The organism is Nitrosomonas sp. Is79A3 (assembly GCF_000219585.1).
GTDB lineage: Bacteria > Pseudomonadota > Gammaproteobacteria > Burkholderiales > Nitrosomonadaceae > Nitrosomonas.
The window spans coordinates 512,082-538,346 of record NC_015731.1; the positions used below are offsets into that span (position 1 = coordinate 512,082).

The window sequence follows — 26,265 nt, forward strand, 5'->3', positions numbered from 1 at the left end:
ACCAGCTATTATTGTTTAGGTTGCTTGACATCAGATTTTTTACGCTTACTTTTGATTTTGGTAATAGCTTTCTCATCTGGTCTAATTTTTGCATCGTCAATAATGTTATTAGTATCGGCTATCGTTTCGACTGGACTGCTCACTTCAGATTGAAGATTTACTTTCTTCTGCTCGTTGATTCTTACCTTGCCGCTGACTGTTGTATCCTCATTTGTTTCATCTTCTTCGTGAGAAATGACTTTGCCGCTGTCCAGACTGTGCTTGGGTATCCAGATTTTGCCGATGGGAACGTGATCCAGTCGACGTCGGCTTCCGTACATCAGATTTACCATACCTCTTGAAACAAAGGTTGCAGTAAATACCGAAGTTAAAATACCCAAGCAAAGTACTACAGCAAACCCTTTGACCGGTCCTGAGCCAAAAGCAAACAAAGCAATACCAGCGATTAAGGTCGTGATATTAGAATCCAAGATCGTACCAAATGCACGTTCAAATCCAGCGTGAATGGCGAGCTGCGGAGAAGCGCCAGCGCGTAGCTCATCCCGAATACGTTCATTAATCAGCACATTTGCATCGATAGCCATACCCACAGTCAGCGCCAAAGCAGCCATCCCGGGTAATGTCAGCGTAGCTTGCATGATCGATAATAATCCCACCAGCAACAATATATTGAGAGCAAGTGCGATGACTGAGATAACACCAAACGCCGTGTAATAAATTATAACGAAGAAGGCAACAGCCAAGAATCCATACAGCGTGGAGTTATAGCCTCGGGCGATATTTTCGGCACCCAGACTTGGGCCTACTGTACGTTCTTCGATAATATCCATCGGCGCTGCCAGCGCACCTGCTCGCAGTAACAATGCAACATCGCGAGCTTCTCTACTGGTCATGCGTCCGCTGATCTGGACACGCCCGCCACCAATTTCTTCACGAATAACCGGTGCCGTGACAACTTCTGTTTGGTTTTTCTCAATTAAAAGAATTGCCATTCTTTTGCCAACGTTTTCACGTGTTAATTGCTTGAAAATACGCGAGCCACTGTTATCCAGATTGATATGCACTGCCGGTTGATTATCTTTATCAAAGCCGGGCTGTGCATCGGTGATACGCTCACCTGTAAGTAAAACATATTTCTTGACGAGTATCGGACCGCCGCCACGTTCCTCATAAAGTTCGGTACCAAAAGGAATTTTTCCGCGTATGGCAGCGTCAAGATCATGTTCGTCATCGACCATACGAATTTCCAGTGTAGCTGTCCGTCCCAGAATATCTTTTGCCTTGGCCGTATCCTGAACACCCGGCAATTGAACAATGACGCGATCCGCTCCCGCTTTTTGAATAATCGGTTCAGCAACGCCCAGCTCATTAACTCGATTACGCAGTGTAGTGATATTCTGCATTACGGCTGCATCTTGCATGCGCACTTGGGCTTCTAGTTTGATCGCAGCAATGAGGTGATACCTGTTATCGGCTTCCTTTTCAATTAAACCGAGATCAGGGTAATTCGATTTTAATTCGGTTTCTGCCTTTGCGCGTGCTTCGGTATCACGGAACTTCAAGATCAGTTTCTTATCTTGTTTCTCAAGCCCGGTATATGGGATTTTATGCTCACGCAATGTGCTGCGAATATCGGCACTGTAGCGATCCAGTGATTTATCGAGAGCGCCCTCCATATCAACTGCAAGCATAAAATGCACACCGCCACGCAAGTCAAGTCCCAGATACATTGGCAGCGCGCCAAGATTGGTTAACCATGCGGGGGAATTGGGTAGCAGATTCAGTGCAATGATGTATTCTTTGCCGAGAGACGATTCCAAAAGGTCTTTCGCCTTGATTTGTACGTCAGTATCAGCGAAACGTACCTTGATACTGTCTGCTTCAAGCAAAATTCCAACGGTTTCAAGATTGGCTTTTTTTAATGCGTCTTCGACTCGTTGCAACAAAGTGGTGTCAACGTTTGCAGAAACCCGTAACGGTGAGATCTGTACTGCAGGAGATTCACCATAAAAATTAGGTAATGTGTAAAGCAGTCCGAGTAAAAGCGAAACCGCAATAATCAGATATTTCCAAAGTGCGTAGCGGTTCATGGGTGTCAGTTAAGTATCAAATGATAGAAGGTAAAAAGACATGCAACGGCAGACATTAAATAATAATTCCCTGTGTTACTGCGCGATTATTTCTTTTCGGTATTTTTTTCAGCTTCATTTTCGTTGTTGTCTGAAGCTTCGCCGGTATCTTCAGCTTTTTTGGTTTCCGGAGCGGCAGTTGTTTTTACTGTTTTGTTTTTTTGTGTTTTGCCTTTGGGCTCAATACTTTTTAGTGTTCCCTTGGGTAATAAGGTTTGTACCGAAGATTTAAGCACAGTAACCTCCATGGTAGGGGCAACTTCGAGAATCACATAGTTTTCACTGACATTAATGATCTGGCCTAATATACCGCCGTTAGTGATGACTTCATCCCCTCTTTGCAATGCTTCCACCATCTGTTTTTGTTCTTTTGCACGTTTGGCCTGCGGGCGGATTAGCAGTAAATAAAAAATGATCAGTATACCGAACATTGGTAATAAGCTCAGCCAGTCTGCGCCACCTTGCGATGACGAAGCAGCTTGGGCAAATGCGTCATTTATCAGCATAAAATTCTCCCTTTTATTAAAAGGGTACATATTAGCATGATGACCGCTTATGCCAGAAATTCTTGTGCATATTCTTCAAATTGTTTGCTTTCAATTGCCGTACGAATTTCCGCCATTAATTGCTGATAATAGAATAAATTGTGAACAGTATTCAGGTGTGCACCTAACATTTCATTGATGCGCTGTAAGTGATGCAGGTAAGCGCGACTGAAATGCTGGCAGGTATAGCAACCGCAGTGCTCGTCGGGGGGCGAGGTATCCAAGCGATAACGGCTATTGCGCAATTTGATAATGCCATGCCGCGTGTATAGCCAACCATTCCGGGCATTGCGCGTAGGCAGCACGCAATCGAACATATCTATACCTTGGGCTACTGCGTTGACGATATCCGCTGGCGTACCTACACCCATCAAATAGCGTGGTTTATCTGCAGGCAGCAGTGGTGCGGTATGTTTGAGAATTCGTTGCATATCTGCTTTCGGTTCTCCGACCGATAATCCGCCGATGGCATAGCCGTCAAAACCGATGTCGTGCAGGCCAGCAAAAGATTGATCACGCAGATGCTCATGCATGCCGCCTTGCACGATACCGAGCAACGCATTGGAGTTATCACTGTGCGCCTGTTTGGAACGTTCCGCCCAACGCAGGCTAAGTTCCATAGAGATGCGGGCAATGGTTTCATCCGCTGGATAAGGTGTACATTCATCAAAAATCATCACGATATCGGAATTCAGTGTGCGCTGAATCCGCATTGACTCTTCCGGAGATAGGAAACAGTTGTCTCCATTGACCGGCGATTTGAAGTGAACGCCTTGCTCAGTGATTTTGCGCAATTCTCCCAAGCTATATACCTGGAATCCACCTGAGTCGGTTAATATCGGGCCATGCCAGCCCGTGAAATTGTGTAATCCACCATGCGTTTGGATAACTTCTAATCCGGGGCGTAGCCACAAATGAAACGTATTGCCCAGAATAATCTGTGCGTTCACGGCTTGCAGTGCGGCAGGAGACATGCTTTTGACTGCGCCGTAAGTTCCTACCGGCATGAAAACCGGTGTTTCGACCGTACCGTGCGCCAAAGTTAATGTGCCGCGGCGAGCGGTATGATCGGTCGAATGTAATTGAAATTTCATAAGCTTCTCTCAATAAGCATGGCATCTCCATAGCTAAAAAACCGATACTGCGCTGCCACAGCATGCTGATAAGCGCGTTGAATATTATCCCTGTCAGAGAAAGCTGAAACCAGCATGAGCAATGTAGAGCAGGGCAGGTGAAAGTTGGTTAATAATCGCTCGGCCACGTGAAAGCGATAGCCTGGCGTAATAAAAATCTGCGTATCACCATGACCTGCAACCAACCGGCCCTGATGAAGCGATGCGCAAGCCTCCAATGCTCTCAGAGATGTGGTGCCTACTGCGAGAATTCGGCCTCCTGTCGTTTTTGCATGCGCAATAGCGTCCACGGTGGCCTGGGGGATATGGAATGTTTCGCTATGCATGGTGTGATCGGCGATATTTTCAACGCGCACTGGCTGAAATGTCCCTGCACCGACATGTAAAGTAACGTATGCAATGATGATACCCATCGCACGCAATTGATCCATCATGCCGGTATCGAAATGCAGGCCGGCAGTCGGTGCCGCAACGGCTCCTGAATTTCTGGCATAAACAGTTTGGTAACGCGCTTCATCTGCAGCAGTAGCCGGTCGCGCAATGTAAGGAGGCAGGGGCAGTTGACCGTAGCATTCCAATAATTCTGTGACCGGCTTCTCATGCTCAAAACGTAACGTATAAAATTCTTGTTCACGCGCGATTACTGTTACTGGAATAGCATCAGCCAAAAACAATTTAGAGTCCGGCTTAGGTGCGTGGCTGGCACGGATAGCAGCCAAAACATGACGATCATCCAACACACGCTCCACCATTACCTCGATTTTGCCGCCACTGTCTTTTTTTCCAAATAATCGCGCTTTGATTACCTGAGTATCGTTAAACACCATGACATCCCCAGCGCGAAGGTAATTGGGCAAGTTGGAAAATAAAGTATCCTGCCATTGATTATTGATGCTATCCAGATAGAGTAAGCGGCTGCTGGTACGCTGCTCAGCGGGGAATTGTGCGATTAGCTCAGCGGGCAGGTAATAATCAAAATCTTGAATTTTCATGCCGCCTATTATACTGGTGCAGCATGTTTTCCGCCCATGCAGCTTGCTGTACTTCGGCTTTTCAGTGATAATTGCGCCTTCTGTTTATTCAAATACAAACAGACAGGCTAGCCGGGATGGCGGAATTGGTAGACGCACGGGACTCAAAATCCCGCGAAGGCGACTTCATGGGGGTTCGATTCCCCCTCCCGGCACCATTAGAGAATTTCAGTAAGTCTCATATCGTATCAAATCCATTGTAATTATTAAGATTTTCGAGAATTGATTGTATCAAGAGATTGCATAGCATCTTTTGAAATACCGTCAATTTAACGGTATTTTTGACGGTACTTTTTGATACCGTCATGCGAGATACCGTCATGCGAGATACCGTCAAATGCTCACCGATACCGCGATAAGAAACGCTAAACCACGAGATAAATTTTATAAAGTAAGTGACAGTGGCGGGCTGTATTTGCTGGTGAAATCAACTGGCAAATATTGGCGCATGGATTATCGATTTGTGGGCAAGCGTAAAACTTTGGCCATTGGTGTCTACCCCGCTGTTTCCCTTGTTGCTGCCAGAAAGAAGCGCGATGAAGCACGGGAATTACTCGCAAAAGATATTGATCCATCGTTGACCAAAGCCATCAACAAGCAAATTGTGCGCACTGCGGCAGAAAATACTTTCAAAGCGGTAGCGCTGGAGTGGCACGCAAAAACCAGCAAGACCTGGGCAGAAACAACAGCGACCAATATCAAGCGCTATCTGGAAAAAGATATTTTTCCTTGGCTGGGAAACCGTGTCATCAAAGATATTGCCGCCCCGGAATTGCTGGCTGTGCTGCGCAAAATAGAAAGCCGTGGCGCGCATGAGAAAGCGCAGCGTTGCCGCGAATATGCCGGGCGGGTATATTTCGCTATGCCATTGCCACCGGACGCGCTGAACGCGATCCAAGCGGTGATTTGAGGGGCGCATTAACGCCGGTCAAGGTAAAACACCATGCCAGCATTACCGACCCCAAAGCCATTGGCGCATTGCTGCGTTCAATCAGTGGATTTAGCGGCTCATACATTACCCAGTGTGCATTACAGCTTGCGCCGTTGATATTTGTGCGCCCCGGTGAATTGCGCCATGCCGAATGGGCAGAAATCGACTTTGACAAGCCAGAATGGCGCATACCCGGCCATAAAATGAAAATGAAAGAACCGCATATCATCCCGCTTTCATCTCAAGCCGTTGAAATACTCCAATCCATTCATCCGTTAACCGGCGATGGTCAATATATTTTTCCCAGTATACGCAGCGGTGCCCGGCCAATGTCAGAAAATACCATCAATGCAGCCTTGCGGCGCATGGGTTATGAAAAAGATGAAATGACCGGGCACGGCTTCCGCAGCATGGTCAGCACGCTGCTACATGAACACGGCTGACCGCATGAAGCGATTGAACGGCAATTAGCCCATGCAGAACGTAACAAAGTAGTCGCAGCCTATAACTACGCCGAACACTTGCCTAACAGGCCGTTGAAAAACCCACCGAGTCGGGTAAAATTTGATGGAACCCACTCATTTCATAAATCATGCGCAGAATTGAACACTCGCAACAACAGCTTTTTAGCTACGTCAATCTGGAAGAACGGATCCCTGTCAGTCATGCACTGCGCCCTTTGAGGGTATTGGTGGATGGCATACTCAAGGGGATGGATCATCAGCTTGAAGCTGTTTACTCGAAAGAAGGGCGCCCCTCGATACCGCCGGAGCGATTATTGAGAGCATCGCTGCTGCAGGTACTGTTTACGATCCGATCTGAACGGCAGTCGAGCATATTGAATACAACCTGCTGTACCGCTGGTTTGTTGGATTGGGCATAGATGATCCGGTATGGGATCACAGCACCTTTACCCAGAACCGGGATCGTTTGCTGGATAACGAGATGTCCGGGCATTTCTTTGCAGGTGTCAAGCAATTGGCGGAGTAGGTGGAATTGAGTGGTGACGAGCACTTCAGCATCGATGGCACACTACTGGATGCCTGGGCCTCGCACAAAAGCTTCGTGCGCAAAGATGGCAGCAGCAACCCGCCGGATGACAACAGCCGCAACCCAAGCCGGGACTTTGCAGGGGAAAAGCGCAGTAACGCCACTCATGAATCGACTACTGATCCAGATGCACGCCTGGCGCGCAAGAGCGACGGCGATGCCAGTCGTCTGTGCTACATGGGGCATGTATTGATGGAGAACCGTAACGGCCTGGTAGTAGATGTCAGCGTATCGGCGGCAACAGGAATAGCTGAACGGGAAGAATCGCTCAAGCTGCTGCAAGCCAACACCAAATCGGGAGCCACGGTTGGAGAAGATCGTGGTTACGACGTAGACACACACATCAAAGCAGTACAGGCACTGGGCGTGATTCCGCATGTAGCGGCCAAACGCAAAGGCAGCGCCGTACCGGACGATTTTCGCCAAGATGAAGGCTATGCAATCAGTCTGAAGATTCGCAAACGAATTGAGGAAGTATTCGGTTGGATGAAGACAGTAGGCGGAATGCGCAAACTGAAACTAATCGGGCGAGAGAAAGTCAGCGGGCAGTTTCGATTTGTTGCGGCCATTTACAATCTGGTACGTATCGGAAGCCTGACTGGTTGGTGGGCTGGTTCGCACACATAGGGACAGTACGCCCTGAATCCGCATAAAACGTGCGGATAAGGGCAAAAAGACGGGAATTGCAGAAAATTCTCACAAAATTGCACAAAGAATGAACATTCCGGATAAAAAAACAGATCTGGAAAATAACTGAAATGCTCGCAGCTTTTTAAAAACGAGAATTCAGACTGAAAGTGCCGGGTTTTTCAACGGCCTGCTAAACACACTGACAACAGAAGCCTTTACTAAATCGCTATTGGGTGAAATTGATTTCACTGAAGCCGTTGCAGTGATGAAGGAGAAATCAGAAAAGATTATAGCCGGTGATTTAAGCGAGCTGGAATCGACACTGGCCGTGCAAGTCGTATCGTTAAATGCGATCTTTTGTACATTGACAAGCCGAGCAGCGACTTGTGAATATTTGAATCAAGTGGAAACAAATCTACGGCTGGCTTTGAAAGCACAAGCCCAATGTGCCCGCACCGTTGAAGTATTGGCAGCAATGAGAAACCCGCCAATAGTCTTTGCCAAACAAGCCAATATTGCACATGGCCACCAGCGAATAAACAACAATCAATCGCCTACGCACGCGGAAAAAGCAATTAAATCTTCAAACGAACTATTAAGCGAGGCTGATAATGCGCCATTGGACGCCCGAGGAACGCTTGAACCAATCAAAATTAATCAAGAATTGGAAACCGGGGAAACAGTCGACGGGAGCTAGGACACCTGAAGGAAAGGCCAGATCAAGTCAGAATGCTTATAAGCACGGATTAGGCAAACTGCAAAAAGAAATGAGCCGATTATTGAGGGAACATAAAAAAGCTATCGGGATGATTAGTTAATTTTCTTAAAAATAACTATCAGTTAACGAATGGTTCATCTATCACCTTATTTAACATAAGATTTTTTCTATTATCCACAATTTCTGTGGATAACTTTGTGGATAACAGTTTTATTTGAATAATTAATTCATATAAATCTAAGGGTTTTACTTAGATTGATTAATTATTTAACACTTTCATTATGTGATATTTATCATATGGTTATTAGTAATTTGTCATATTGATATGAAGTTGCGCAAAGTAACTTCTTTATCTTGTTAAAACTGTGGATTATTTAGAAAGTCAAGTATGAATCGTTGGGATTTAAAACTGCGTGACAGGAGTACAGAAGGAAAAAATACCGGCGCACGGAGGGTGCCTGAGGAAGGATAGAGAGTGTGCCGGTATGGGATAGACCAGTCTCGTTCCACAATGGGGAAGTAGTAAGATTAACGAACTGGTGTAGGCTATTATGATGGCTATTTATGACATGTTTAGGAAGCTCTGAACAAGTGTCATTTCGAGCCAGAGCGAGAAATCTATTACATTGATTATTAAAGATTCCTCGCTGCGTTCGGAATGACAAATGCAAGTTATTCAGAGTTTCCTTTATGACAATTCCGTGATGTTCCTATAGGTAGTTGGAGAGTCTTGTTCGGGATTTTAAGTTATTTCGTGCAATCAATTGCTGGATATTCCGATTAAAATAGCAAGGAATGTACACTGAAAATTCAGAATTAAAGTCCACGCTGCCTAGTAATATCTAATGAGGAAAACTAATACAACGAATTTAGTTTAGATGAAAATCGTGAAGAACTTGCCAAGAATGAATATTGCAGTGAATCAAGCTTAGTTTGCTATAGTTGGGAAGCCAAGGTACTTCCAGAGAAATTTGGGCGTGCGGGTAATTCAAACCGCATCAAAATTTTAGCGTAGCGAAAAATTAAAGTCGTAAACTTTTTTCATTGTATATATTAGCTCAACAGTAAGAGAACGTTAACTAAACAGCTAAACAACTAAACTTCAGAAAGTTAACAGGTCGGTTAACACTTTGACTGAGTCGGTGGCTATTATTTAGGCGGCACCGGGTACGCCCCTCAATTTTCTACAACCTTAAAGACAAAGTGCCGACACATTCCAAAAGAAATGCGCGTGCAAAATTAAAAAACAGTTTTTTAAGGTGCAAATGGTAGCCATACCCCCTGGTGTACCTTCATTCTTTGCAACCTTCGATTTATAGTACCGATCAGCTCTTTTTCTTTCATAAACATCTCCAAAAAAAGTTTGATCCTAAACTCCTCTGTTAGGTCACTCCAATGGCCAAAGAGGGTGGAAGGAAACCGAGGAGCTGTGAATTTTTCGGTCTGGTCGCAATAATTTTGTTAATGATATAGCGTACAAGTACGCCCCAATGATCCGCTTTGGTCAACTGAGGCGCATTTGCCAGAACATGATCAAGACCTTTTCGTATATTGGAGATCATCGACTTGATATGATCTCCGGCTGCGTGAGTCAGAGTGAGCAGCAATCGGGATTGACCGGCATGCTGGGTCAGGCGGGCAATGCCGCTGAGCAACATGGGACAGCTAGTGATTGCCTCCAGGCGTGTCTTCGGGTGTGCCAGTCTGACATACCAACTCCACCAATTGTAGATGAGCGCGACTGCTCGCGCTGAGAGGTTGCAACGTTCCAGGTCTTGCGTGGTATAGCCACCCCAGCCCCATTGGTTTTTCAGCTCATCGAAGCCATTCTCGCAGTCGGCCCGATCCCGGTATAACTGGCCAATGGCGTCGAGGGAGTAGTTTGTATTGGTCACCAATATAGCGTATTCCCAGAGTTTAACCTTGTCTGAATGGTCAATGAAGTGGAGCATCGGCTGCTGGTTCTCATTGCTCGTCTCGGCTGCCGCCATGCTGTCTTTGATTCGCCGCCGCAGTACCACTACACGCCGCGCACCACTCCAACCCGTCAGCCGAAGCTTGCTTTCCACCGCGTCAAAGCCTTGCCCCGCGTTCTGCCAGTCGCCTTGCTGCCATTGCCGCTCGATCAGTCGCTTAACTCCGGCAGTTTGCCGTAGCTTGAAGAGGTAGTGCTGTTCAATTCGCTCCATCTCGACCATTACCCCCTGATTGCCAAAGGCACTGTCACCGCGCACCAGGGCGGGGCGTTCCTCGGCAGCGAGTCGCTCAATTAGCCGGCACAGGCGCGGTAGGCTATGTTTCGCCGCACTGGCTTTACCGCTTTGTACCTCGACATCGAGCACCAGTCGAATGTTGCCGATCCAGTAGGTGTGCAAAGTATGGCTCGGCCGTCCCGGCTTGGTTGGGTTGTAGCCAATCTCGGCACCTGCCTGGTGACCATACAACAGTTTGACGCTGGTGTCGGCATCGAGTATCCAGGGCGTGCGTAAAGATTCTTGGATGCTCTCACCCAGGGCTTTATCCATCCATGCTGTGCTCTTCGCCAGTTGGACTGCGTGGGCAGCGCGTTCTGCTTCGCTACCATACTTGCATGGGGCCGGTGCCAAGTGCGCCAGTGCGCGACGCAAACTCTCGTCACTGATGATCTTGTTCATGCCGAGTATCCGGGGAGCAACTTCATCGCCGCGCAGCCCGGCCACATGTGCATAGCGCCGCTGTCCATCCAAGATCGATAATAGCCAGGTGCCAAGCACATCAATTACCTTGGGTGCGTTGGGACTGGTGTAATCCATTGGACATCCATCCACCCAGCGGGTGAATAACCCAGAAACTTCCAAAAACTCGGCAAAGAACGGTAATTGCCCCAGTGCTGTGGCGCTTCCGCCTTCGTCCCAGCGAACGTGAAACCGGCCACCAGGGGTGGCTACGCTTTGTTCAGCCGCCGTTTGTTCCGTCTCCTGCAAAGTAGTATTGATCGCCTCGACCAGTGTCTTTTTTTCAAATTTAATTTCACCCATTGGGTGAGCCTCCTATTCTGTCGCAAACCCTTACCAGAAATACATTCGTGGCAATTTTACTGGAATCAACTGAGGAAAATAGGTTGATCGGATTTTTAAAAAGTGGAAATGGTTTCCACCAGTTCAACGAAGATGCTCAAGAAACAGAAACGGGAGCCTAAGCCCCCGTTGTGGATATAATTTAAGTCTAAATTACGCTGCTGATTTTTTATTGCGCCGTGCCATAAAACCCAGCAAGCCTAATCCAGCCAGCAGCATAGCGTAAGTTTCAGGTTCTGGAACCGGAGCATAGACCTCAAGACCATCATGAGCAGCGCTACCGGCTGTGAAGCCGCCCAATAAAGTGCCCGTCATATCAAAATGACGAACTTCCCCACCAAGATAACCAACCCAGAAAGTATTGTCGGTAGAGCTATAGCCGATTCCGCCGCCATCGTTATACCCCGTCGAGATACTGCCCAAGAAGGAACCAGAAGTAGACCACTTTTCAATGGAATCATCGCCGCTATAGAAGCCATTAGTTGTGTACAAGTACGTGCCATCAAATGCAACACCAGCAAAGCTTGCTACTGAGTCGAATGAAGAAATGGTATTGCCGTTCGTAGGATCAAGCTCAAAAACATGGCCTTCGAAAGTGCTTGCCCAAATGTGACCGCCGCCATAGGTCATATCCTCGATCCATTGCCCGCTAACGGTAGCTGTGAAGCTGCTGCCGATTGCAGTTCCTGTGGAGTCATATTTTTGGATTGTGTTGTTCCCGAAACTAGGGGCAACAGTCCAAAAATTTCCGGCACCATCAAATGCGCTTCCAGTGGCACCACCTTGGCCAAAGTTATCGATAAAAGCACCAGTGTCAGTCCATCGTTGTACGGGTGTCTGTGTATCAAATCCTAGTAATAAAATATCACCAGCCATTGCTGGTGTACCGACGGATAATAATAAAATTGTCGAAGTTTTTAAGAAACGTTTCATGTTGCTCTCCTGGTTGAATAATCATGTAATCACCAACCGTTAATGTTTCGTGACGATTTGGCGAGTTCCTTTCAAATAGTCTGATAACTTGTGCTATTACGTCAGATATTAAAATAAATAATACATAACGCATTTTCATATTAAGGCCATCAATGTGATAAGTGAATAAGCATTTTGCCTATTTTTTTGAAATTTATATTATTGTTACTTACTCCAATGATGAGATAGCCATCATCTGAACTTACTATTTTTTTATTGCTGATTAATAGTGGGCAGATTGAGCGGATTTTACTGCTAGTGTAAAAAATTGACGGTATCTTTGACGGTACTTCACAAAAACATAAATTGATAACATTCATGAATATTGGATTGTGGCATGTTATGCGGTTACCCCTCCCGTTAAAAAAAGGCTATGTCACAATTGGTTGTTGAAAATGACCTGCAAACTAACACGATTTATTTTTAATCAATTGGTTATATGTTTTTATGGTTATCAAAAAATCATTTGCCATCAGTGAATTGGAAAATTCAACAACTAACTGCTACATAGCCTAAAAAAAGCCCGCAGCGGCTGGAGAATCGGGAACGGCAGAATTGTGAGCGCGATCTGGAAGGACTTCGTAAGAATATCGATTGGTTATTTTCAGCATTAGCGCTTGTAGCAGCATTTGTTGCGCTGATTGGTGTGGTAGCACCGATAATGATGTTTCAAAGTGATAGGAAGCAAATGCCGGGAATGCTGGATGTAGTCAAAGAAGTTGCTGAGAAAATTCGATTGCATGAGGGAAGTGCGAAACAATCTGCGCTTAATGCACAACGGCATGAGAAAAAGGCTGAGATATCAAAAGAAAAGAAAAAGAAAAGAAAAAGAAAAAGAAAAGATAAGCTCATTTCGTAGCGATCCACTGATAAATGAAACTGAGAATCAAGAAATTACTACGGCTGTTGCACAGATTCAGCATGATCCATAATTTGATCCCAAACCTGGGGTGCGTGCTACCGCAATTGGAAGCAAGCTTTAAGAATCAACCTGAGAAAGCTTGCAAGCTTTGGGAAGCTTTAAAACTGAATTATAGATCCATTTGATGTCAATGTATTATTCAATGCAGGTTGTTGGGCGCTATACTTAGCTGAGAAATTGGAGGGTAGCGAAACCTCGAAATGGCTTGTACGAACTCGCGACAAATATCAAAAATTAGTAAGCATTCGACCGGATTTTTATGAGGCGATGAATAACCGGGGAATAGCGCTGGCTAATCAAGCCAGGGAATCGGCGAAAAATGATTTGCCTGCGGAATTTCTAAGTATTCAACGAGAGTAAAGACTCCAATTAATAGAGCCAGAATGCTTATAAGCATGAAATAACAATATTATAAGTATAAATGAACCGATGCTGGGAGAACATAAAATACAATAGAAGCGATTAAATAATTTCCTAAAAAATGCCAGCTTCTAAAGCTACTACTTTATTTGATATAGGGTTTTGCTTATTATCCACATTTTCTGTGGATAACTTTGTGCATAACTGTTTTATTTGAATAATTAGTTTATAGAATTCTAAGGGTTTTCCTTGGATTGATTAAATATTTAACACGTGAATTATGTAACATTTATCAAATAGTTACGGTATACTTTTCTGCTTGATCTGAAATTATTTTAAGAGATTTGTGTAACCTTATAAAACTGTGGATTATTTAGAATGTCAAGAAAAAATGTAATTCATCTTTTTATCCAAATAACTATCCTGTTAGGGTTTGTGCTATATCTCAATAATGGTTGGGCACAGGAAAACAGGTAAGCATCTGATTAATAGGGTATCCGCTATCTCATCAGATTGCCTATATTATAGGAAATCATGGTTGTCGAGTATAAGCCTCTAATCTCTTTAGCTTAATCATCAGAACCGCGCTAATGGCTTTTGTTTGGTTTGTACGATTCAAGTTCAAAGTTCGATGAACTGCCACGTTCTTTAAGTACAACAGAAAGTAAATCGCCGCCATATTGGAGGCAAGGTATGGTCAATTTGTCACCGTCAATTGTGGCATAACATTCACTGAGATCTACCGTATCAGTAATTGGACAACTGGTAACATCTACTAACGTAACATCAGTTGCAAGACTGGTATTATTATAAGTCGTAATAACAGCAGTACCATTCTTGATTACGATATCAGTTGCTGATGTACTCGAACTTAAATCAAGGTTGCTCAAGCCTGCGTCAGCAAGACATGAGTCCGTAGACTTATTGGTAAGTTTTTTTACGACTATTTGAGACCCATCTACATTGTTATCAAGAATGAAGATGGAACTGCCTGCCACAGCTACGCTCTCAGCCAGTGCAGATTGCACTCCCGGTGCAACCAACACTGTTGCGAATAATATTGATAATATATTTTTTCTCATAAACTAGACTTCCCAGAATGAAGGTTAAATAAATGTTAAAGCATACTCCTGTTTCTACATCTATACAGATTTCGATTAGACATAGGGAATTTAGAGGTTGTTTATTGCTGGCTACTCATTTCCGCAATATTTGTTGTGGACATAATCACAATTAACTGTACACGGAAAGGTAAAACAAAAATCTGGAATGGTTTTCTGTTGAAAGATTAAGTCTATAAATGAAGTAATCCCTGAGAACGATTTGTGCCATGACCAAGGTGATTGTACTCATTGGGAATATTGATAGCTCATATTTTCGATGAGTGGTGCGCAGGATTGATACAAAACGGATGCATGGAATTTTTCTTCAACTATTTGCCCAGTTACAAATACAAATAGATTTTCCGTGCCTGGAATGAAGGGGTTGCCCAATTCTTATTCAACCAACCTTAACTTTGCTGTGTTTTCTCGGCATACGCCAGCCCTTATATATGTCTAGATCCTACGCGCTGTGGTGTGATCATCTTGTTATTCTCTATTTCTTTGTCAGAAGCATCATTGCTGAGATGAAAGAAACTAGAAGTCCTAATAATATTGGCGCTAATACTGTTTCATCATTGGTCACCACAAAATATACGGAGAGAATCAAGGAAAATACCAGAGAACCAATCATGCTAATTTTTTTCATATTAGAATATCCTTTTCAGTAATTATTTAGTGATTATGGGAATCTTTGCCTCAAGCAACCTTAACTTATTGATCTTGAATTACCCTACTTTCGCTCTAATGAGTTTAGGTTGTCTGTGGCAGCCCTGCCGACAGTACTTTCAACATATCAACACTAGCACACTCTAAACTTCATGGGTTTGCGCTAGATTAATAATTGAGTACTTTGATTGTTATTGTCTATCATTAGGTTATAAATTCTCTGCCATCTTGGTGTGAAGTTATTGAAACTAATCGCTATAGTTTTTTAAGAACTATGGATTATTTAATCTCGCATGGGTCACGAAAGATTGCCAATTATGACGAAGCAGGACAAGAAATAAAAAAATGTGAAAGGTTGTCGCGTAAAATCCGTCGCCTCAGCCTCGCAATGAACCGCAATAAGGGCTCGCTGCATTTTAATTTGCTATAAAACCGGGCATTTCTATTTGTTGCTAACAGCCTGATTCAGTCGATTTGTTCACAATAGACTATCGAATAACCGGCAGAGATTATTGATTCCGCAAAAAGTACATTTCATTTTTGAGCTATTGTCTTATTTACTCAAGCATATTTTGTATTATCCACAATTTCTGTGGATAACTTTGTGGAAAAGATCTATATTCACCAGTTAACCACTGGAACAGTAAAGTTTAATTCTAGGCCTGATTAATAATTTTACACTTTAATTATATATTATTTATCATGTGGTTAAATATCTGTTCCGTTTTTGTATGAAATTAAGAAATGGATTTTCTATGATTTGTTGATATTGTGGATAAACAATATCCTATAGCTATGAATCTAGTTAGAAACCTTTACTTTATAAAGAAAACTTTGGTGCGGTAATGTGAAACTGGAAAAGTAGATTTTGTGTTATTACATTTTTAATATGGATAATTGGACTGTGTAACAACGGTTTATTTTTGTGTATTAAAAATAAGAATTATTTTTAATATTCTATAGTTATCAAGATCCTATGCTAAATATTCAGCGTTTGACCTATTTGCAAGGCGGGATTCCGCTACTCGAAAATTGTGATCTACAGATTTTTGCTAATCAACGTGTCGGCCTAGTCGGTAAAAACGGTTGTGGTAAGTCCACCTTGTTCCGGTTAGTCCGCGGAGTGATCAAGCCGGATAGCGGAGAAGTTAGTTTGCAGCCTGGGAAAACGGTTGCTTTTGTTGAGCAGGAAATTATTAATTCAAACCAGTCTGCTATTGATTTTGTACTGGATGGCGATGTTGAATTGCGTCAACTGGAGAAGATCCTGGCCCAAGCCGAACATGATTCGGCTTGGTTTGAGGCCCAGCATCATTATGAAGCGATTAATGGTTATACGGCGCGGGCGCGGGCGTCACAGCTATTGAATGGATTAGGTTTTGCGAATCATACGCTGGAGAATCCGGTCAGTCATTTCTCCGGTGGCTGGCGTATGCGTCTAAACCTGGCTCGTGCCTTGATGCATCGTGCTGATTTATTATTGCTGGATGAACCAACTAATCACCTGGATCTGGAAGCTATTCTCTGGCTGGAACAATATCTGTCGCGTTATCCGGGCAGTCTGATGGTGGTGTCACACGACCGTGAGTTTCTCAATGCCTGCGTTAATCGCATTGCGCATATCAACGAACGGAAAATTGATGTATACAGCGGTAATTATGATGATTTTGAGCGTGCACGCGCTGAACGACTGATGCAACATGCCCAGGCTTTTCAACAGCAACAGAGAAAGATCGCGCACATGGAAGATTTTGTGCGGCGTTTTCGTGCCAAGGCGACCAAAGCCAAGCAAGCGCAAAGTCGTATCAAAGCGCTGGAACGTTTGGCGCGCATTGCGCCGGCGCATGTTGAAGATGGATACTTTGAATTGCAGATTGAAGCGCCTGAACGTAGTCCTGATGTTCTCTTGCGCGTAAAAGACATGAGCTTTGGTTATGACGATAACTTGTTGTTTCAAAGTGTTCATCTTATTTTGCAGGCGGGTGCCCGAATTGCCTTGCTGGGTCCGAATGGCGCGGGGAAATCCACATTAATAAAGCTTCTGGTCGGGGAGATTATGCCTGCCTCTGGTACATTGGAATGGACGCCCAATATCCGTATGGGCTACTTTGCGCAACATCAGCTGGAGAATCTCGATGGCGATGCGACCCCTTTGCAGCATATGCGGCAATTGGCACCTAAACAGACTGAGCTGGATTTGCGAAAATTCTTGGGGCGATTTGGCTTGGGGGGTGATAGTGAAGATCGTCCGGTTGCCAGTTTTTCCGGGGGAGAAAAAAGTCGTCTGGCACTTGCCTTACTGGCATGGCAGAAGCCACATTTGCTATTGCTCGATGAACCAACTAATCATTTGGATTTGGAAATGCGCGATGCGCTAACTTTGGCGTTGGAAGCCTATACCGGCGCGGTGATTCTGGTGTCGCATGATCGTAGCCTGGTACGTGCTGTGGCTGATGAATTGTGGCTAGTGGCTGATGGTAAGGCGCAATTGCTAGATGGTGATTTGGAAGATTATAAAAACTGGATAGAAGCGCGTCGCTCTAGCGAGGTGGTAGAACCACGATCACCTTCACAAAAGGGACAGCTCCAAACATCTGCAAAACCGAACAAAAAATTACTGCTTTCCAAGCAATCAAAGCTAGAAGTTGCCTTAACGGTCGCGCAGAAGGAATTGGATGAAGTAAGCCGTCAGTTAGCTGATCCGGCTATTTATGCGAACCGTTCCCGGGATGAGATTGATCGGCTCAGTGCAATTCACACAACCCTCGAAAATAAAATGACCGAATTGGAAGAAAGTTGGCTGGAGCTGGAAATGGCGCTGGAAGAGTAGTATTTTTTGATCTGGCCGCTGTGTGGTCAGATCAAAACGAACACAACTTAAACCTGCATGTTCATGATTTCTTGATAGGCTGTTACTAGCTTATTGCGGACTTGTATCATCGATTGAAATGATACATTGGCTTTCTGCAGAGAGATCATTACTTCATGTAAATCAACGTTGGATTGGCCACTGACGAATTGTTCACTCAGTTTGTCAGCAGTCATTTGGGCATTATTCACCTGGTCTACGGCTGATTTAAGCTTTTCGCTAAAATCAACGCTCGCTACTTCATCCGTCTCGGATTGTTTTTTTGTACCGGAAGCAAATGCCGAGGCCGTTTGCAATTGCTGCAAAATATTATCAATTCCGGGTTTATCCATGACTCACTCCAACATAATTGGTTTCAAGTATCTCGCAAAACTTCAAAAACTTCAAATAATTTATTAAATCAGATTCATAAAGACATAATCGATACTTGTTAACTCATCAGTCGATATTGCTGTAGTTTATAACGCAACGTCCTTTCCGAGATTCCTAGCTTTTTAACGGCCAGTTTCCGGGAACCATTAACGGCTGCCAGAGTTTCCAAAATATGGTTACGTTCGAGTGTCTTCATATCTTGTGAAGATGAATTGGCATTTATTGTATCAATTTCCTGACTAAAATCAGCTTTTGGTAAACTGATGTGCTCAGCTTCGATCATGTTTGTGGCCAGAATCATGGCGCGCTGCATCACATTTTCCAGTTCTCTGACATTGCCTGGCCAAGTGTGCTGAGTCAGCTTCTCTATTGCCGCTTTGGTCATTCTGCAGGGTGATTGTCCGGTGCCGGCTACTGCTGTTTCCAGGACTTGTTGCGCCAACGGTTCAATATCCAATGGCCGTTCACGCAGTGAAGGAATTTCAATGGGGAACACATTGAGCCGGTAATACAGGTCTTCACGGAATTGGCCGCTTTTAACCATAGCCATCATGTCACGGTTAGAAGTTGCTAGAACCCGGATGTCCAGTTTGATTATCTTATGCCCGCCTACTCTCTCAACTTCTCTTTCTTGCAAGACACGTAACAATTTTGCTTGTAGCTCCAGGGGCATTTCTGAAATTTCATCGAGTAGTAATGTGCCGCCCTCCGCTTGTTCGAATTTTCCGGGCTGAGATTGGGCTGCACCGGTAAAAGCACCTTTCTCGTAACCAAATAGGGTTGCTTCCAGTAAATTTTCTGGGATAGCCGCACAATTAATGGCGACGAATGGTTTAGAAGCGCGCAATGAATGCTGATGAATAAAACGGGCGATTACTTCTTTACCGCAGCCGCTTTCACCCGTCAGCATGACAGTTGCCGGTGATTGCGCGACCCGCTTGGCAAGGGAAAGTAACGCTCGCGTACGCGGGTCTTTAGCGACAATTTTGTCATCTTGTTCAGGCTCGGTTAATGCGTAGCGTTTGACATGTGCCAGTAAACTATCTGGATCAAACGGCTTCAGCAGATAATCACTGGCACCTGTCTGCATTGCGGCAACTGCTTTTTCGACATCCCCGTATGCTGTCATCAACAATACCGGCAATTCTGGATTGAACGTCTTGATTTTTTTTAACAGAGTGAATCCATCCATGGGTCTCATCTGCACATCACTTACAACCATCCCTACCTGAAATTCGTGCAGGGCAGTCATCGCATCACTGCCATTTGATGCTGCTCGTGTTTGATAACCCGCTAGCTTCATGGTGGCACAAATTGCCTCCAGTAAATCCTTGTCATCTTCTACCACCAGAATGGGCAGTGTATTCATCGTATCAATCTCCTTTGTTTCTTGGTAGCCGTATTACAAATTCAGTTCCTGTATCAGGCGATGAATTGATCTGCACACTACCTCCCATTGACTGTATAACACCTCGGACAATGGCTAAACCTAAACCAGTGCCTTCCGAACGTGTTGTGAAAAAGGGTTCGAATAATCTTTCTTGCAGTGCTGCATCAATGCCTGGTCCATCATCATGGACACTTAGAACAATATTTTCTTCTTCCAGGTTGCTTGTCAGAATAATTTGATCTCCCGGAGAGGATGCTTGCATGGCATTCTCAAGAAGATTTAACATTGCTCCGCATAATGCCTGACGATCAGTCATTAGACTTTCAGTTTCACAAAGATCGTGCACAATTAATTGCAAACCATACTGGGTCATCTGAGGCTCTATGACCTGTCGTAATTCCGTTAACAAATGACTTATCCCGAAATTTTCGAGCTGCGTTATTTCACCTTTAACAAAACGTAACATATCGTTAATCAAGTGCTCCAGGTGATGCATGCGTTCAATGGTCTTGGTTGCAAACCTCTGTCTTTCGGCGGGAGTCAATGCATCACTTCCCAAGTGATTGGCGTAGAGCAGTGCGGTTGAAAGCGGGGTACGTAACTGGTGGGCTAGATTCGCTGCCATTTCACCCATTGAAGTCAGTCGCTGATTGCGCCTTATCTGATCCTGCAGTGCGTAAGCTTCGGTAATATCGTTTACCAGCAGGATTCGTCTGCCGGTTGAATCCGTTGCGCTGCTTTCGATACGGATACGGCGTTGTTCCGAAGTATCTTGTCGTTTTGTATGCCACTCGTTGATGATTGCTGTCGCTGCCAAACGTTCTTGAATCACCTGATGCCATGTCATGCCAAGCAAAGGTTCTCCAAGGATTGAGATTGCTGCTGGGTTCACTTGCTCGATGCATTCCTGTCCATTCAGCGCTATTACTCCACCAGGCAATGCATTCAGCAAGAGGCTTAATTGCTGCGATAAATTTTCCTTTGCTATTAATTGCCTGTGTAGCTCTCCATTTGCAATTGCCAGCTCTCCGGTTAATTGTGCTACCTGGTGTTGTAATTCCTGGTACACACCTGACAGTTGTTCAGAGGCTTCATTAAAAGCTGCAAAAGCTAGTTGAAGCTGTTCTTGATCTACTGGTACCGGTTTAATTTCAATGACTTTGTTTGTTTGCACTGGATTAGGTGGCAATTATTAGGAATGCCAGTAGCTTAGCATTTATACCAGCTTCGACAATGACGTGAATAAGGTGGGCAAACCTATTCTATTTGAGCATTCAGAATCGTTAAATCTATCGATAATCAGCACTTCAACATAACTCTATTCGTGAATTTAACATGAAAGATGTTTTTCTAACGGCATCTATATTGATAAATTGAACAATGGCTTGGTTTAACTATTACAGGATATGTGTCTTGTAATTTTTATAACATAACAATTAGTTAGTTAATCTGAGTGAAGAAAATTACTAATAATTTTCTTGATAAGCGGTCCAGAATTTAGGCAGGAGAATAATGCGTGGCAACAGTACCTAGTGAATCCAATACACCACCATCTACAGCAATCCGGTTGGAGCAATTCAGTCAGTTGTCTAATCAGAAGAAACTTGGATTAATTCTCTCTGCAGCCGCTGTCATTGCTTTGCTGGTGGGTGCCTTGATGTGGAGTCAGACACCGGATTATCGTGTCCTTTATAATAATGTGTCAGATCAAGATGGTGCGGCCATTATTACTGCGCTACAACAAATGAACGTGCCATACAAGTTCTCTGAAAGCGGTGGTGGTGCGATCTTGATCTCAGAGAAGCAAGTGCATGAAATACGCCTGCGACTGGCAGGGCAGGGTTTGCCCAAAGGCGGTTTGCCAGGATTTGAATTAATGGAGAATCAGAAATTTGGTTCCAGTCAATTCCTCGAGCAAGTTAATTACCAGCGCGCGCTTGAAGGTGAATTGGCCCGTTCAGTTCAATCATTATCAGCGGTGCAAAGTGCACGAGTGCATTTGGCCATTGCAAAGCCATCTGTTTTTTCAAGAGAGAAACAGCAGCCAAGTGTTTCTGTACTTCTCAATTTATACCCCGGCAGAGTTTTGAGTGTTGAGCAGGTCAGTGCAATCGTGCATTTGATGTCTAGTAGCGTACCCAATTTGCCGGTGAAAAATGTAACCGTCGTGGATCAAAATGGTAATCTGCTTAGCACGCAGAATGATAGCAAACAAGATTCAAGGTTTGATGCCAAACAGTTAGAGTATATACAAGAACTTGAAGAAAATTATATTCGCCGTATCGAGGCTATTCTGACCCCTATTACTGGCGCTGCTAATGTGCGCGCCCAAGTTACTGCAGATATGGATTTTTCTCGTATTGAACGTGCCGAGGAAATTTATCGGCCCAATAATACTGAATCAGAAGCTGCTGCTATTCGCAGTCAACAAACACTCGAAGCGACTTCCACCGGTTCAAAAATTGATGGAGGAATCCCGGGAGCGTTGACAAATCGTCCGCCTGAACCAGCTGCAGCGCCTATTGAAGCGGGAGGAGAAAAGAAAGAAGAGGGTGATAAGGCACCTCCTGTTCCAACAGACCAGAAGAAAGAATCCACGATTAATTATGAAGTCGATAAAACCGTACAGCACACTCAGCAATCAACCGGCAATATCAAACGATTATCTGCAGCTGTTGTGGTGAATTATCGTAAAAAAGTGGATGAGAACGGAGAGGTGACGTATGAACCGTTAACTGCTGAAGAGATTAAGGAAATCAACAATCTCGTCAGAGAAGCCATGGGCTATAGCGAAAAACGAGGAGATTCGCTCACAGTAACTAATGGCTTGTTTACTGCTGACACTGCAACAATACTGGATATTCCCCTTTGGAAGGATCCCGATGTAATCATGCTGGCAAAGGAAATCGGAAAGCAACTATTAATTGCAGCCGTTGTTCTATTTTTCTTTTTAAAGATTTTGCGCCCTTTCCTAAGAAGCTTAACTCCACCCCCGCCCCCGCCAGAGCCTGAAAAGCTAACTGGTGAAGCTGCGCTGGGCCAGCTGTCAGAGCAAGGAGATGGAACGGCAATTCAAGCCATTCAAAAATCAATATTTGATGAGAATCTTAAGAAAGCTAAACAATTGGCGATTGATGAGCCTGCTATTGTTGCCAATGTGGTAAAAGATTGGATATCTAAAAATGGATGATGAAGGAATCAAAAAGAGCGCGATCTTGCTGATGACTTTGGGTGAGCAAGAAGCGGCATCAGTGATCAAACTGTTGGGCCCCAAGGAAGTGCAAAGACTGGGTGAAACGATGTCTACTCTACAAAACATAACGCGTAGTGAGATTGAAAACATCGTATCAGAGTTTTGCAATGAGGCCGAAGGAAGAACTGCTTTGGGTCAGGATTCGGCTGATTATATCCGGAAAGTTCTGACCAGTGCTTTGGGCGATGAAAAAGCTGCCAATCTTATTGATCGCATTTTACACGGCGGCGATACCAGCGGTATCGAAGGATTGAAGTGGATGGATGCACCTTCGGTGGCAGAACTCATAAAAAATGAGCATCCACAAATTATTGCTACGATTCTGGTTCACCTGGAGCGTGATCAGGCGAGTGAAATCATAAGCTTATTTACGGAGCGGTTACGTAACGATACGTTATTACGTATCGCTACATTGGACAGTATTCAGCCTGATGCCTTACGTGAATTGAATGATGTGCTAACCAAGTTGTTATCAGGCAGCGTTAATATCCGTAAAGCTGCTATGGGTGGAGTACGTACCGCAGCTGAGATTCTTAATTTTGTTCCAACTGCCCAGGAAAACAGTGTTATTGAAAATATCAAGCAGTACGATGAAGATTTAGCGCAAAAAATCATGGATGAAATGTTTGTATTTGATAATCTAATTGATATTGATGATCATGGCATCCAATTACTCCTCAGAGAAGTACAGTCGGAATCTTTGATTATCGCTTTGAAGGGTGCGCAAGAAGAACTGCGTAAGAAAATTTTCAAGAATATGTCACAACGTGCCGCTGAAGCTCTGCGGGAAGATCTGGAAAGTAAAGGCCCGGTACGACTATCCGAGGTTGAAGCGGAACAAAAAGAAATTCTTAAAGTTGTACGTCAGCTGGCTGACGATGGGCAGATTGTACTGGGTGGGAAAGGTGATGATGGTTTCATTTAGTGGATGGATTTTTCATCAGCTGAGCTTAATTAATAGTCAATCGCGTGCCTATCTACTACTGAAACAAAGGCTTGTAAATGATTGCAAGTAATTATTTTTCAAAAGAAAAACCCGACGCTTATCAGCGATGGGAGATGAATTCTTTTGAGACACCAGAATTAACTAGAGAAACGCAGGAAGCGGAGACTGAAGCCAACATACAGGCCAATGAGCAGCCCCAGGTTTCTTTACCGACCGAAGAGGACGTTGCTGCAATTTTTCAGCGCGCCAAAGAAGAGGGGTATGCAGCAGGATTGCAAGAAGGTAATGCGACAGGCTTCGCAGAAGGCAGAAAAATCGCTGAAATTGAAGTTAAAGCCGAAGTGGCGCGCATTCAGGCACTACTATCCAAACTTGACCAGGATTTGCATGAAATGGATCAACAAGTGGCGGATAGCCTATTAGAACTGGCCATTGCACTTGCCAGAAAAATGGTCACACAGGCATTAAAACTAAATCCTGAGTTAATTATACCTATCGTGCAAGAAGCCATCCGTAACTTGCCCAATGCAATGCAACATCCTCGTCTTTTTTTGCATCCGGAGGATGCAAAATTGGTACTGGCACATCTGAGTGATCAGCTGGAACAGGATCAATGGTGTATTCGTGAAGATGAGCAGCTGTCCAGAGGAGGGTGCCGTATTGAAGCCAGTGGTAGTGAAATCAATGGCGGTTTGGAAGTGCGCTGGCAAAGAGTATTATCAGCTATTGGACAGAGTGACGGCTGGCTTGAGAAGAAAGATTAATTATGGCTTGTTCTGAACAATGGGGCGGCTTCTTAAAGAATTGCACGCAGTTGATTACTCCCGCAAACCCTTTCTTATTAAGCGGAACAATTACACGGGTAGCGGGACTGGTTATAGAAGCCATAGGACTCAGATTGGCTGTTGGCAGCAGCTGCACCATTTTTCTATCGAATGGCCATAACGTCTCGGCGGAAGTTGTCGGATTCTCTGGAGAACGCTTATTTCTGATGCCATCCAGTGATGTCTATGGATTGTCGCCGGGTGCAAAAGTCGTTCCTACAGAACTTATTGGCGAATCCCCCAGAATTGGTAATTTTCAACATCCTCGAAGACGTGCAGCAGATCGCGCTAAGCATGTTTATGTCGGACCTGAGCTGCTTGGCCGTGTTTTAAACGGCGTCGGGGAACCGCTTGATCGTCTTGGTCCCACCCATGCAGAGCAGAGCGTACCGCTTTACAGCCGTCCTTATAATCCATTAGAACGAATTCCTGTCAGTGAGCCACTCGATGTTGGAGTGCGTGCGATTAACATGTTGCTGACTGTTGGGCGAGGTCAGCGCATGGGATTGTTCGCGGGCAGTGGTGTGGGGAAAAGCGTTTTGCTTGGCATGATGGCACGCTATACCACTGCTGACGTGATTGTTGTCGGCTTAATTGGGGAGCGGGGACGTGAAGTTAAGGAATTTATAGAAAATATTCTTGGTCAGGAGGGTCTCGCGCGCTCTGTCGTTGTTGCAGCGCCTGCTGACACTTCACCGTTGTTACGTTTGCAAGGAGCTGCCTACGCGACAGCCATTGCCGAATATTTTCGAGATACCGGCAAGCATGTGTTGCTCATAATGGACTCATTAACTCGCTATGCCATGGCGCAAAGGGAAATATCCTTGGCTATTGGCGAGCCGCCTGCTACCAAAGGCTATCCACCGTCTGTATTTGCTAAATTACCGCAACTGGTAGAGCGTGCCGGGAATGGCAATCAAAATAGCGGTTCAATTACGGCCTTTTATACTGTGTTGACGGAAGGCGATGATCAGAATGATCCCATCGCTGATAGTGCTCGTGCCATTCTCGATGGCCATATCGTTTTATCGCGAAGACTAGCCGAAGCTGGACATTACCCTGCAATCGATATCGAAGCATCAATCAGTCGCGTCATGACCAGCGTGGTTCCACAGAAACAAGTGGATATGGCAAGGAAATTTAAAAGCTTGTGTTCGCGGTATCAACGTAGTCATGATCTGATCAGTGTCGGAGCCTATGTAGCCGGGACAGATCCGGAATTGGATCGAGCTATCAGGCTTTATCCGGCATTTGAGAAATTTTTACAACAGACTATGTCGCAACATGAAAACTTTACCGATAGTCTTGAGAAACTAACAAAATTGTTTGAAGGCGAAGAAATACGGTAATTAAGGATAAAAATAA

20 protein-coding genes, 1 tRNA gene and 1 pseudogene are annotated in these 26,265 nt (G+C 44.5%); 11 read left to right on the plus strand and 11 right to left on the minus strand.

What is annotated here, in order from left to right:
- Nucleotides 1-8: 8 nt before the first annotated feature.
- The 4 genes from secD to queA all read right to left on the minus strand — a co-directional run bounded on the left by secD (nt 9) and on the right by queA (nt 4,799).
- Nucleotides 9-2,090 carry a protein translocase subunit SecD gene (secD, locus tag NIT79A3_RS02340; RefSeq protein ID WP_013964660.1) on the minus strand — a complete coding sequence of 694 codons (2,082 nt, stop codon included), beginning with the start codon at nt 2,088-2,090 and terminating at the stop codon, nt 9-11.
- Between the two features lie 86 nt (nt 2,091-2,176).
- Nucleotides 2,177-2,635: a preprotein translocase subunit YajC gene (yajC, locus tag NIT79A3_RS02345; protein WP_013964661.1), complete on the minus strand. Its 459-nt coding sequence runs from the start codon at nt 2,633-2,635 to the stop codon at nt 2,177-2,179.
- Nucleotides 2,636-2,682: 47 nt separating this feature from the next.
- Nucleotides 2,683-3,768, minus strand: coding sequence for a tRNA guanosine(34) transglycosylase Tgt (gene tgt, locus NIT79A3_RS02350; protein ID WP_013964662.1), 1,086 nt, complete (start codon nt 3,766-3,768; stop codon nt 2,683-2,685).
- On the minus strand, nt 3,765-4,799 hold the full coding sequence (gene queA, locus NIT79A3_RS02355) for a tRNA preQ1(34) S-adenosylmethionine ribosyltransferase-isomerase QueA (RefSeq protein WP_013964663.1): 1,035 nt from the start codon (nt 4,797-4,799) through the stop codon (nt 3,765-3,767). The genes tgt and queA overlap by 4 nt, the downstream gene beginning before the upstream one ends.
- Before the next feature lie 110 nt (nt 4,800-4,909).
- Here queA and NIT79A3_RS02360 point away from each other — a divergent pair.
- The 5 genes and pseudogenes from NIT79A3_RS02360 (at nt 4,910) to NIT79A3_RS18510 (ending at nt 8,146) form a co-directional block, all read left to right on the plus strand.
- A tRNA-Leu gene (locus tag NIT79A3_RS02360) sits at nt 4,910-4,996 on the plus strand.
- 179 nt (nt 4,997-5,175) lie between these two features.
- On the plus strand, nt 5,176-5,748 hold the full coding sequence (locus tag NIT79A3_RS19270; protein ID WP_049785329.1) for an integrase arm-type DNA-binding domain-containing protein: 573 nt from the start codon (nt 5,176-5,178) through the stop codon (nt 5,746-5,748).
- Nucleotides 5,745-6,212 carry a site-specific integrase gene (locus tag NIT79A3_RS19275; RefSeq protein ID WP_049785330.1) on the plus strand — a complete coding sequence of 156 codons (468 nt, stop codon included), beginning with the start codon at nt 5,745-5,747 and terminating at the stop codon, nt 6,210-6,212. The genes NIT79A3_RS19270 and NIT79A3_RS19275 overlap by 4 nt, the downstream gene beginning before the upstream one ends.
- Nucleotides 6,213-6,361: 149 nt before the next feature.
- Nucleotides 6,362-7,446, plus strand: a pseudogene (locus NIT79A3_RS02370) (IS5 family transposase).
- Between the two features lie 268 nt (nt 7,447-7,714).
- The gene (locus tag NIT79A3_RS18510; RefSeq protein ID WP_156796983.1) at nt 7,715-8,146 is read left to right on the plus strand and encodes a hypothetical protein; all 432 of its coding nucleotides are present in this window, start codon (nt 7,715-7,717) and stop codon (nt 8,144-8,146) included.
- A gap of 1,403 nt (nt 8,147-9,549) precedes the next feature.
- Here NIT79A3_RS18510 and NIT79A3_RS18140 read toward each other — a convergent pair.
- Nucleotides 9,550-11,184 (minus strand): transposase, encoded by a 1,635-nt coding sequence (locus tag NIT79A3_RS18140; RefSeq protein ID WP_013964665.1) that lies wholly within the window; start codon nt 11,182-11,184, stop codon nt 9,550-9,552.
- A gap of 192 nt (nt 11,185-11,376) precedes the next feature.
- Nucleotides 11,377-12,156: a PEP-CTERM sorting domain-containing protein gene (locus NIT79A3_RS19280; RefSeq protein WP_013964666.1), complete on the minus strand. Its 780-nt coding sequence runs from the start codon at nt 12,154-12,156 to the stop codon at nt 11,377-11,379.
- A gap of 736 nt (nt 12,157-12,892) precedes the next feature.
- On the opposite strand from NIT79A3_RS19280, the gene NIT79A3_RS02395 reads away from it, so the two are divergent.
- Nucleotides 12,893-13,054: a hypothetical protein gene (locus tag NIT79A3_RS02395; RefSeq protein ID WP_198009383.1), complete on the plus strand. Its 162-nt coding sequence runs from the start codon at nt 12,893-12,895 to the stop codon at nt 13,052-13,054.
- Between the two features lie 1,010 nt (nt 13,055-14,064).
- Here NIT79A3_RS02395 and NIT79A3_RS02400 read toward each other — a convergent pair.
- Both NIT79A3_RS02400 and NIT79A3_RS18515 read right to left on the minus strand, forming a co-directional pair.
- The gene (locus NIT79A3_RS02400) at nt 14,065-14,559 is read right to left on the minus strand and encodes a hypothetical protein (RefSeq protein WP_013964668.1); all 495 of its coding nucleotides are present in this window, start codon (nt 14,557-14,559) and stop codon (nt 14,065-14,067) included.
- 514 nt (nt 14,560-15,073) lie between these two features.
- Nucleotides 15,074-15,226 (minus strand): hypothetical protein, encoded by a 153-nt coding sequence (locus NIT79A3_RS18515; RefSeq protein WP_013964669.1) that lies wholly within the window; start codon nt 15,224-15,226, stop codon nt 15,074-15,076.
- Between the two features lie 996 nt (nt 15,227-16,222).
- Here NIT79A3_RS18515 and NIT79A3_RS02405 point away from each other — a divergent pair.
- A complete protein-coding gene (locus NIT79A3_RS02405; protein WP_013964670.1) occupies nt 16,223-18,076 on the plus strand; it encodes an ATP-binding cassette domain-containing protein in 1,854 nt (617 codons plus the stop codon).
- A gap of 47 nt (nt 18,077-18,123) precedes the next feature.
- Here the strand turns inward: NIT79A3_RS02405 and fliE are convergent, their stop codons facing one another.
- The 3 genes from fliE to NIT79A3_RS02420 form a co-directional block, all read right to left on the minus strand.
- Entirely contained in the window at nt 18,124-18,447 is a 324-nt protein-coding gene (gene fliE / locus NIT79A3_RS02410) for a flagellar hook-basal body complex protein FliE (protein ID WP_013964671.1), read from the minus strand.
- Nucleotides 18,448-18,545: 98 nt separating this feature from the next.
- Entirely contained in the window at nt 18,546-19,856 is a 1,311-nt protein-coding gene (locus NIT79A3_RS02415) for a sigma-54 dependent transcriptional regulator (RefSeq protein ID WP_013964672.1), read from the minus strand.
- A 4-nt stretch (nt 19,857-19,860) separates the two neighbouring features.
- Complete coding sequence (locus NIT79A3_RS02420) at nt 19,861-21,066, minus strand: ATP-binding protein (RefSeq protein WP_348225692.1); 1,206 nt, start codon at nt 21,064-21,066, stop codon at nt 19,861-19,863.
- Between the two features lie 327 nt (nt 21,067-21,393).
- Between NIT79A3_RS02420 and fliF the strand changes: the two genes are divergently transcribed.
- The 4 genes from fliF to fliI all read left to right on the plus strand — a co-directional run bounded on the left by fliF (nt 21,394) and on the right by fliI (nt 26,249).
- Nucleotides 21,394-23,067, plus strand: coding sequence for a flagellar basal-body MS-ring/collar protein FliF (gene fliF / locus NIT79A3_RS02425; RefSeq protein WP_013964674.1), 1,674 nt, complete (start codon nt 21,394-21,396; stop codon nt 23,065-23,067).
- Complete coding sequence (gene fliG, locus NIT79A3_RS02430; RefSeq protein WP_013964675.1) at nt 23,060-24,055, plus strand: flagellar motor switch protein FliG; 996 nt, start codon at nt 23,060-23,062, stop codon at nt 24,053-24,055. Before fliF ends, fliG begins: the two co-directional genes overlap by 8 nt.
- A gap of 77 nt (nt 24,056-24,132) precedes the next feature.
- Complete coding sequence (locus tag NIT79A3_RS02435; protein WP_013964676.1) at nt 24,133-24,840, plus strand: flagellar assembly protein FliH; 708 nt, start codon at nt 24,133-24,135, stop codon at nt 24,838-24,840.
- A gap of 2 nt (nt 24,841-24,842) precedes the next feature.
- Complete coding sequence (fliI, locus tag NIT79A3_RS02440) at nt 24,843-26,249, plus strand: flagellar protein export ATPase FliI (protein WP_013964677.1); 1,407 nt, start codon at nt 24,843-24,845, stop codon at nt 26,247-26,249.
- Nucleotides 26,250-26,265 lie beyond the last annotated feature (16 nt).

Bases quoted from the DNA above. Each gene is read 5' to 3' on its own strand.
- NIT79A3_RS18140 (WP_013964665.1), bottom strand. From the start codon at position 11,184: ATGGGTGAAATTAAATTTGAAAAAAAGACACTGGTCGAGGCGATCAAT.
- secD (WP_013964660.1), bottom strand. From the start codon at position 2,090: ATGAACCGCTACGCACTTTGGAAATATCTGATTATTGCGGTTTCGCTT.
- yajC (WP_013964661.1), bottom strand. From the start codon at position 2,635: ATGCTGATAAATGACGCATTTGCCCAAGCTGCTTCGTCATCGCAAGGT.
- queA (WP_013964663.1), bottom strand. From the start codon at position 4,799: ATGAAAATTCAAGATTTTGATTATTACCTGCCCGCTGAGCTAATCGCA.
- tgt (WP_013964662.1), bottom strand. From the start codon at position 3,768: ATGAAATTTCAATTACATTCGACCGATCATACCGCTCGCCGCGGCACA.
- fliE (WP_013964671.1), bottom strand. From the start codon at position 18,447: ATGGATAAACCCGGAATTGATAATATTTTGCAGCAATTGCAAACGGCC.
- NIT79A3_RS18510 (WP_156796983.1), top strand. From the start codon at position 7,715: ATGAAGGAGAAATCAGAAAAGATTATAGCCGGTGATTTAAGCGAGCTG.
- NIT79A3_RS02405 (WP_013964670.1), top strand. From the start codon at position 16,223: ATGCTAAATATTCAGCGTTTGACCTATTTGCAAGGCGGGATTCCGCTA.
- NIT79A3_RS02400 (WP_013964668.1), bottom strand. From the start codon at position 14,559: ATGAGAAAAAATATATTATCAATATTATTCGCAACAGTGTTGGTTGCA.
- fliG (WP_013964675.1), top strand. From the start codon at position 23,060: ATGGATGATGAAGGAATCAAAAAGAGCGCGATCTTGCTGATGACTTTG.
- NIT79A3_RS19270 (WP_049785329.1), top strand. From the start codon at position 5,176: ATGCTCACCGATACCGCGATAAGAAACGCTAAACCACGAGATAAATTT.
- NIT79A3_RS02415 (WP_013964672.1), bottom strand. From the start codon at position 19,856: ATGAATACACTGCCCATTCTGGTGGTAGAAGATGACAAGGATTTACTG.
- NIT79A3_RS02395 (WP_198009383.1), top strand. From the start codon at position 12,893: ATGCTGGATGTAGTCAAAGAAGTTGCTGAGAAAATTCGATTGCATGAG.
- NIT79A3_RS02435 (WP_013964676.1), top strand. From the start codon at position 24,133: ATGATTGCAAGTAATTATTTTTCAAAAGAAAAACCCGACGCTTATCAG.
- NIT79A3_RS19280 (WP_013964666.1), bottom strand. From the start codon at position 12,156: ATGAAACGTTTCTTAAAAACTTCGACAATTTTATTATTATCCGTCGGT.
- NIT79A3_RS18515 (WP_013964669.1), bottom strand. From the start codon at position 15,226: ATGAAAAAAATTAGCATGATTGGTTCTCTGGTATTTTCCTTGATTCTC.
- fliI (WP_013964677.1), top strand. From the start codon at position 24,843: ATGGCTTGTTCTGAACAATGGGGCGGCTTCTTAAAGAATTGCACGCAG.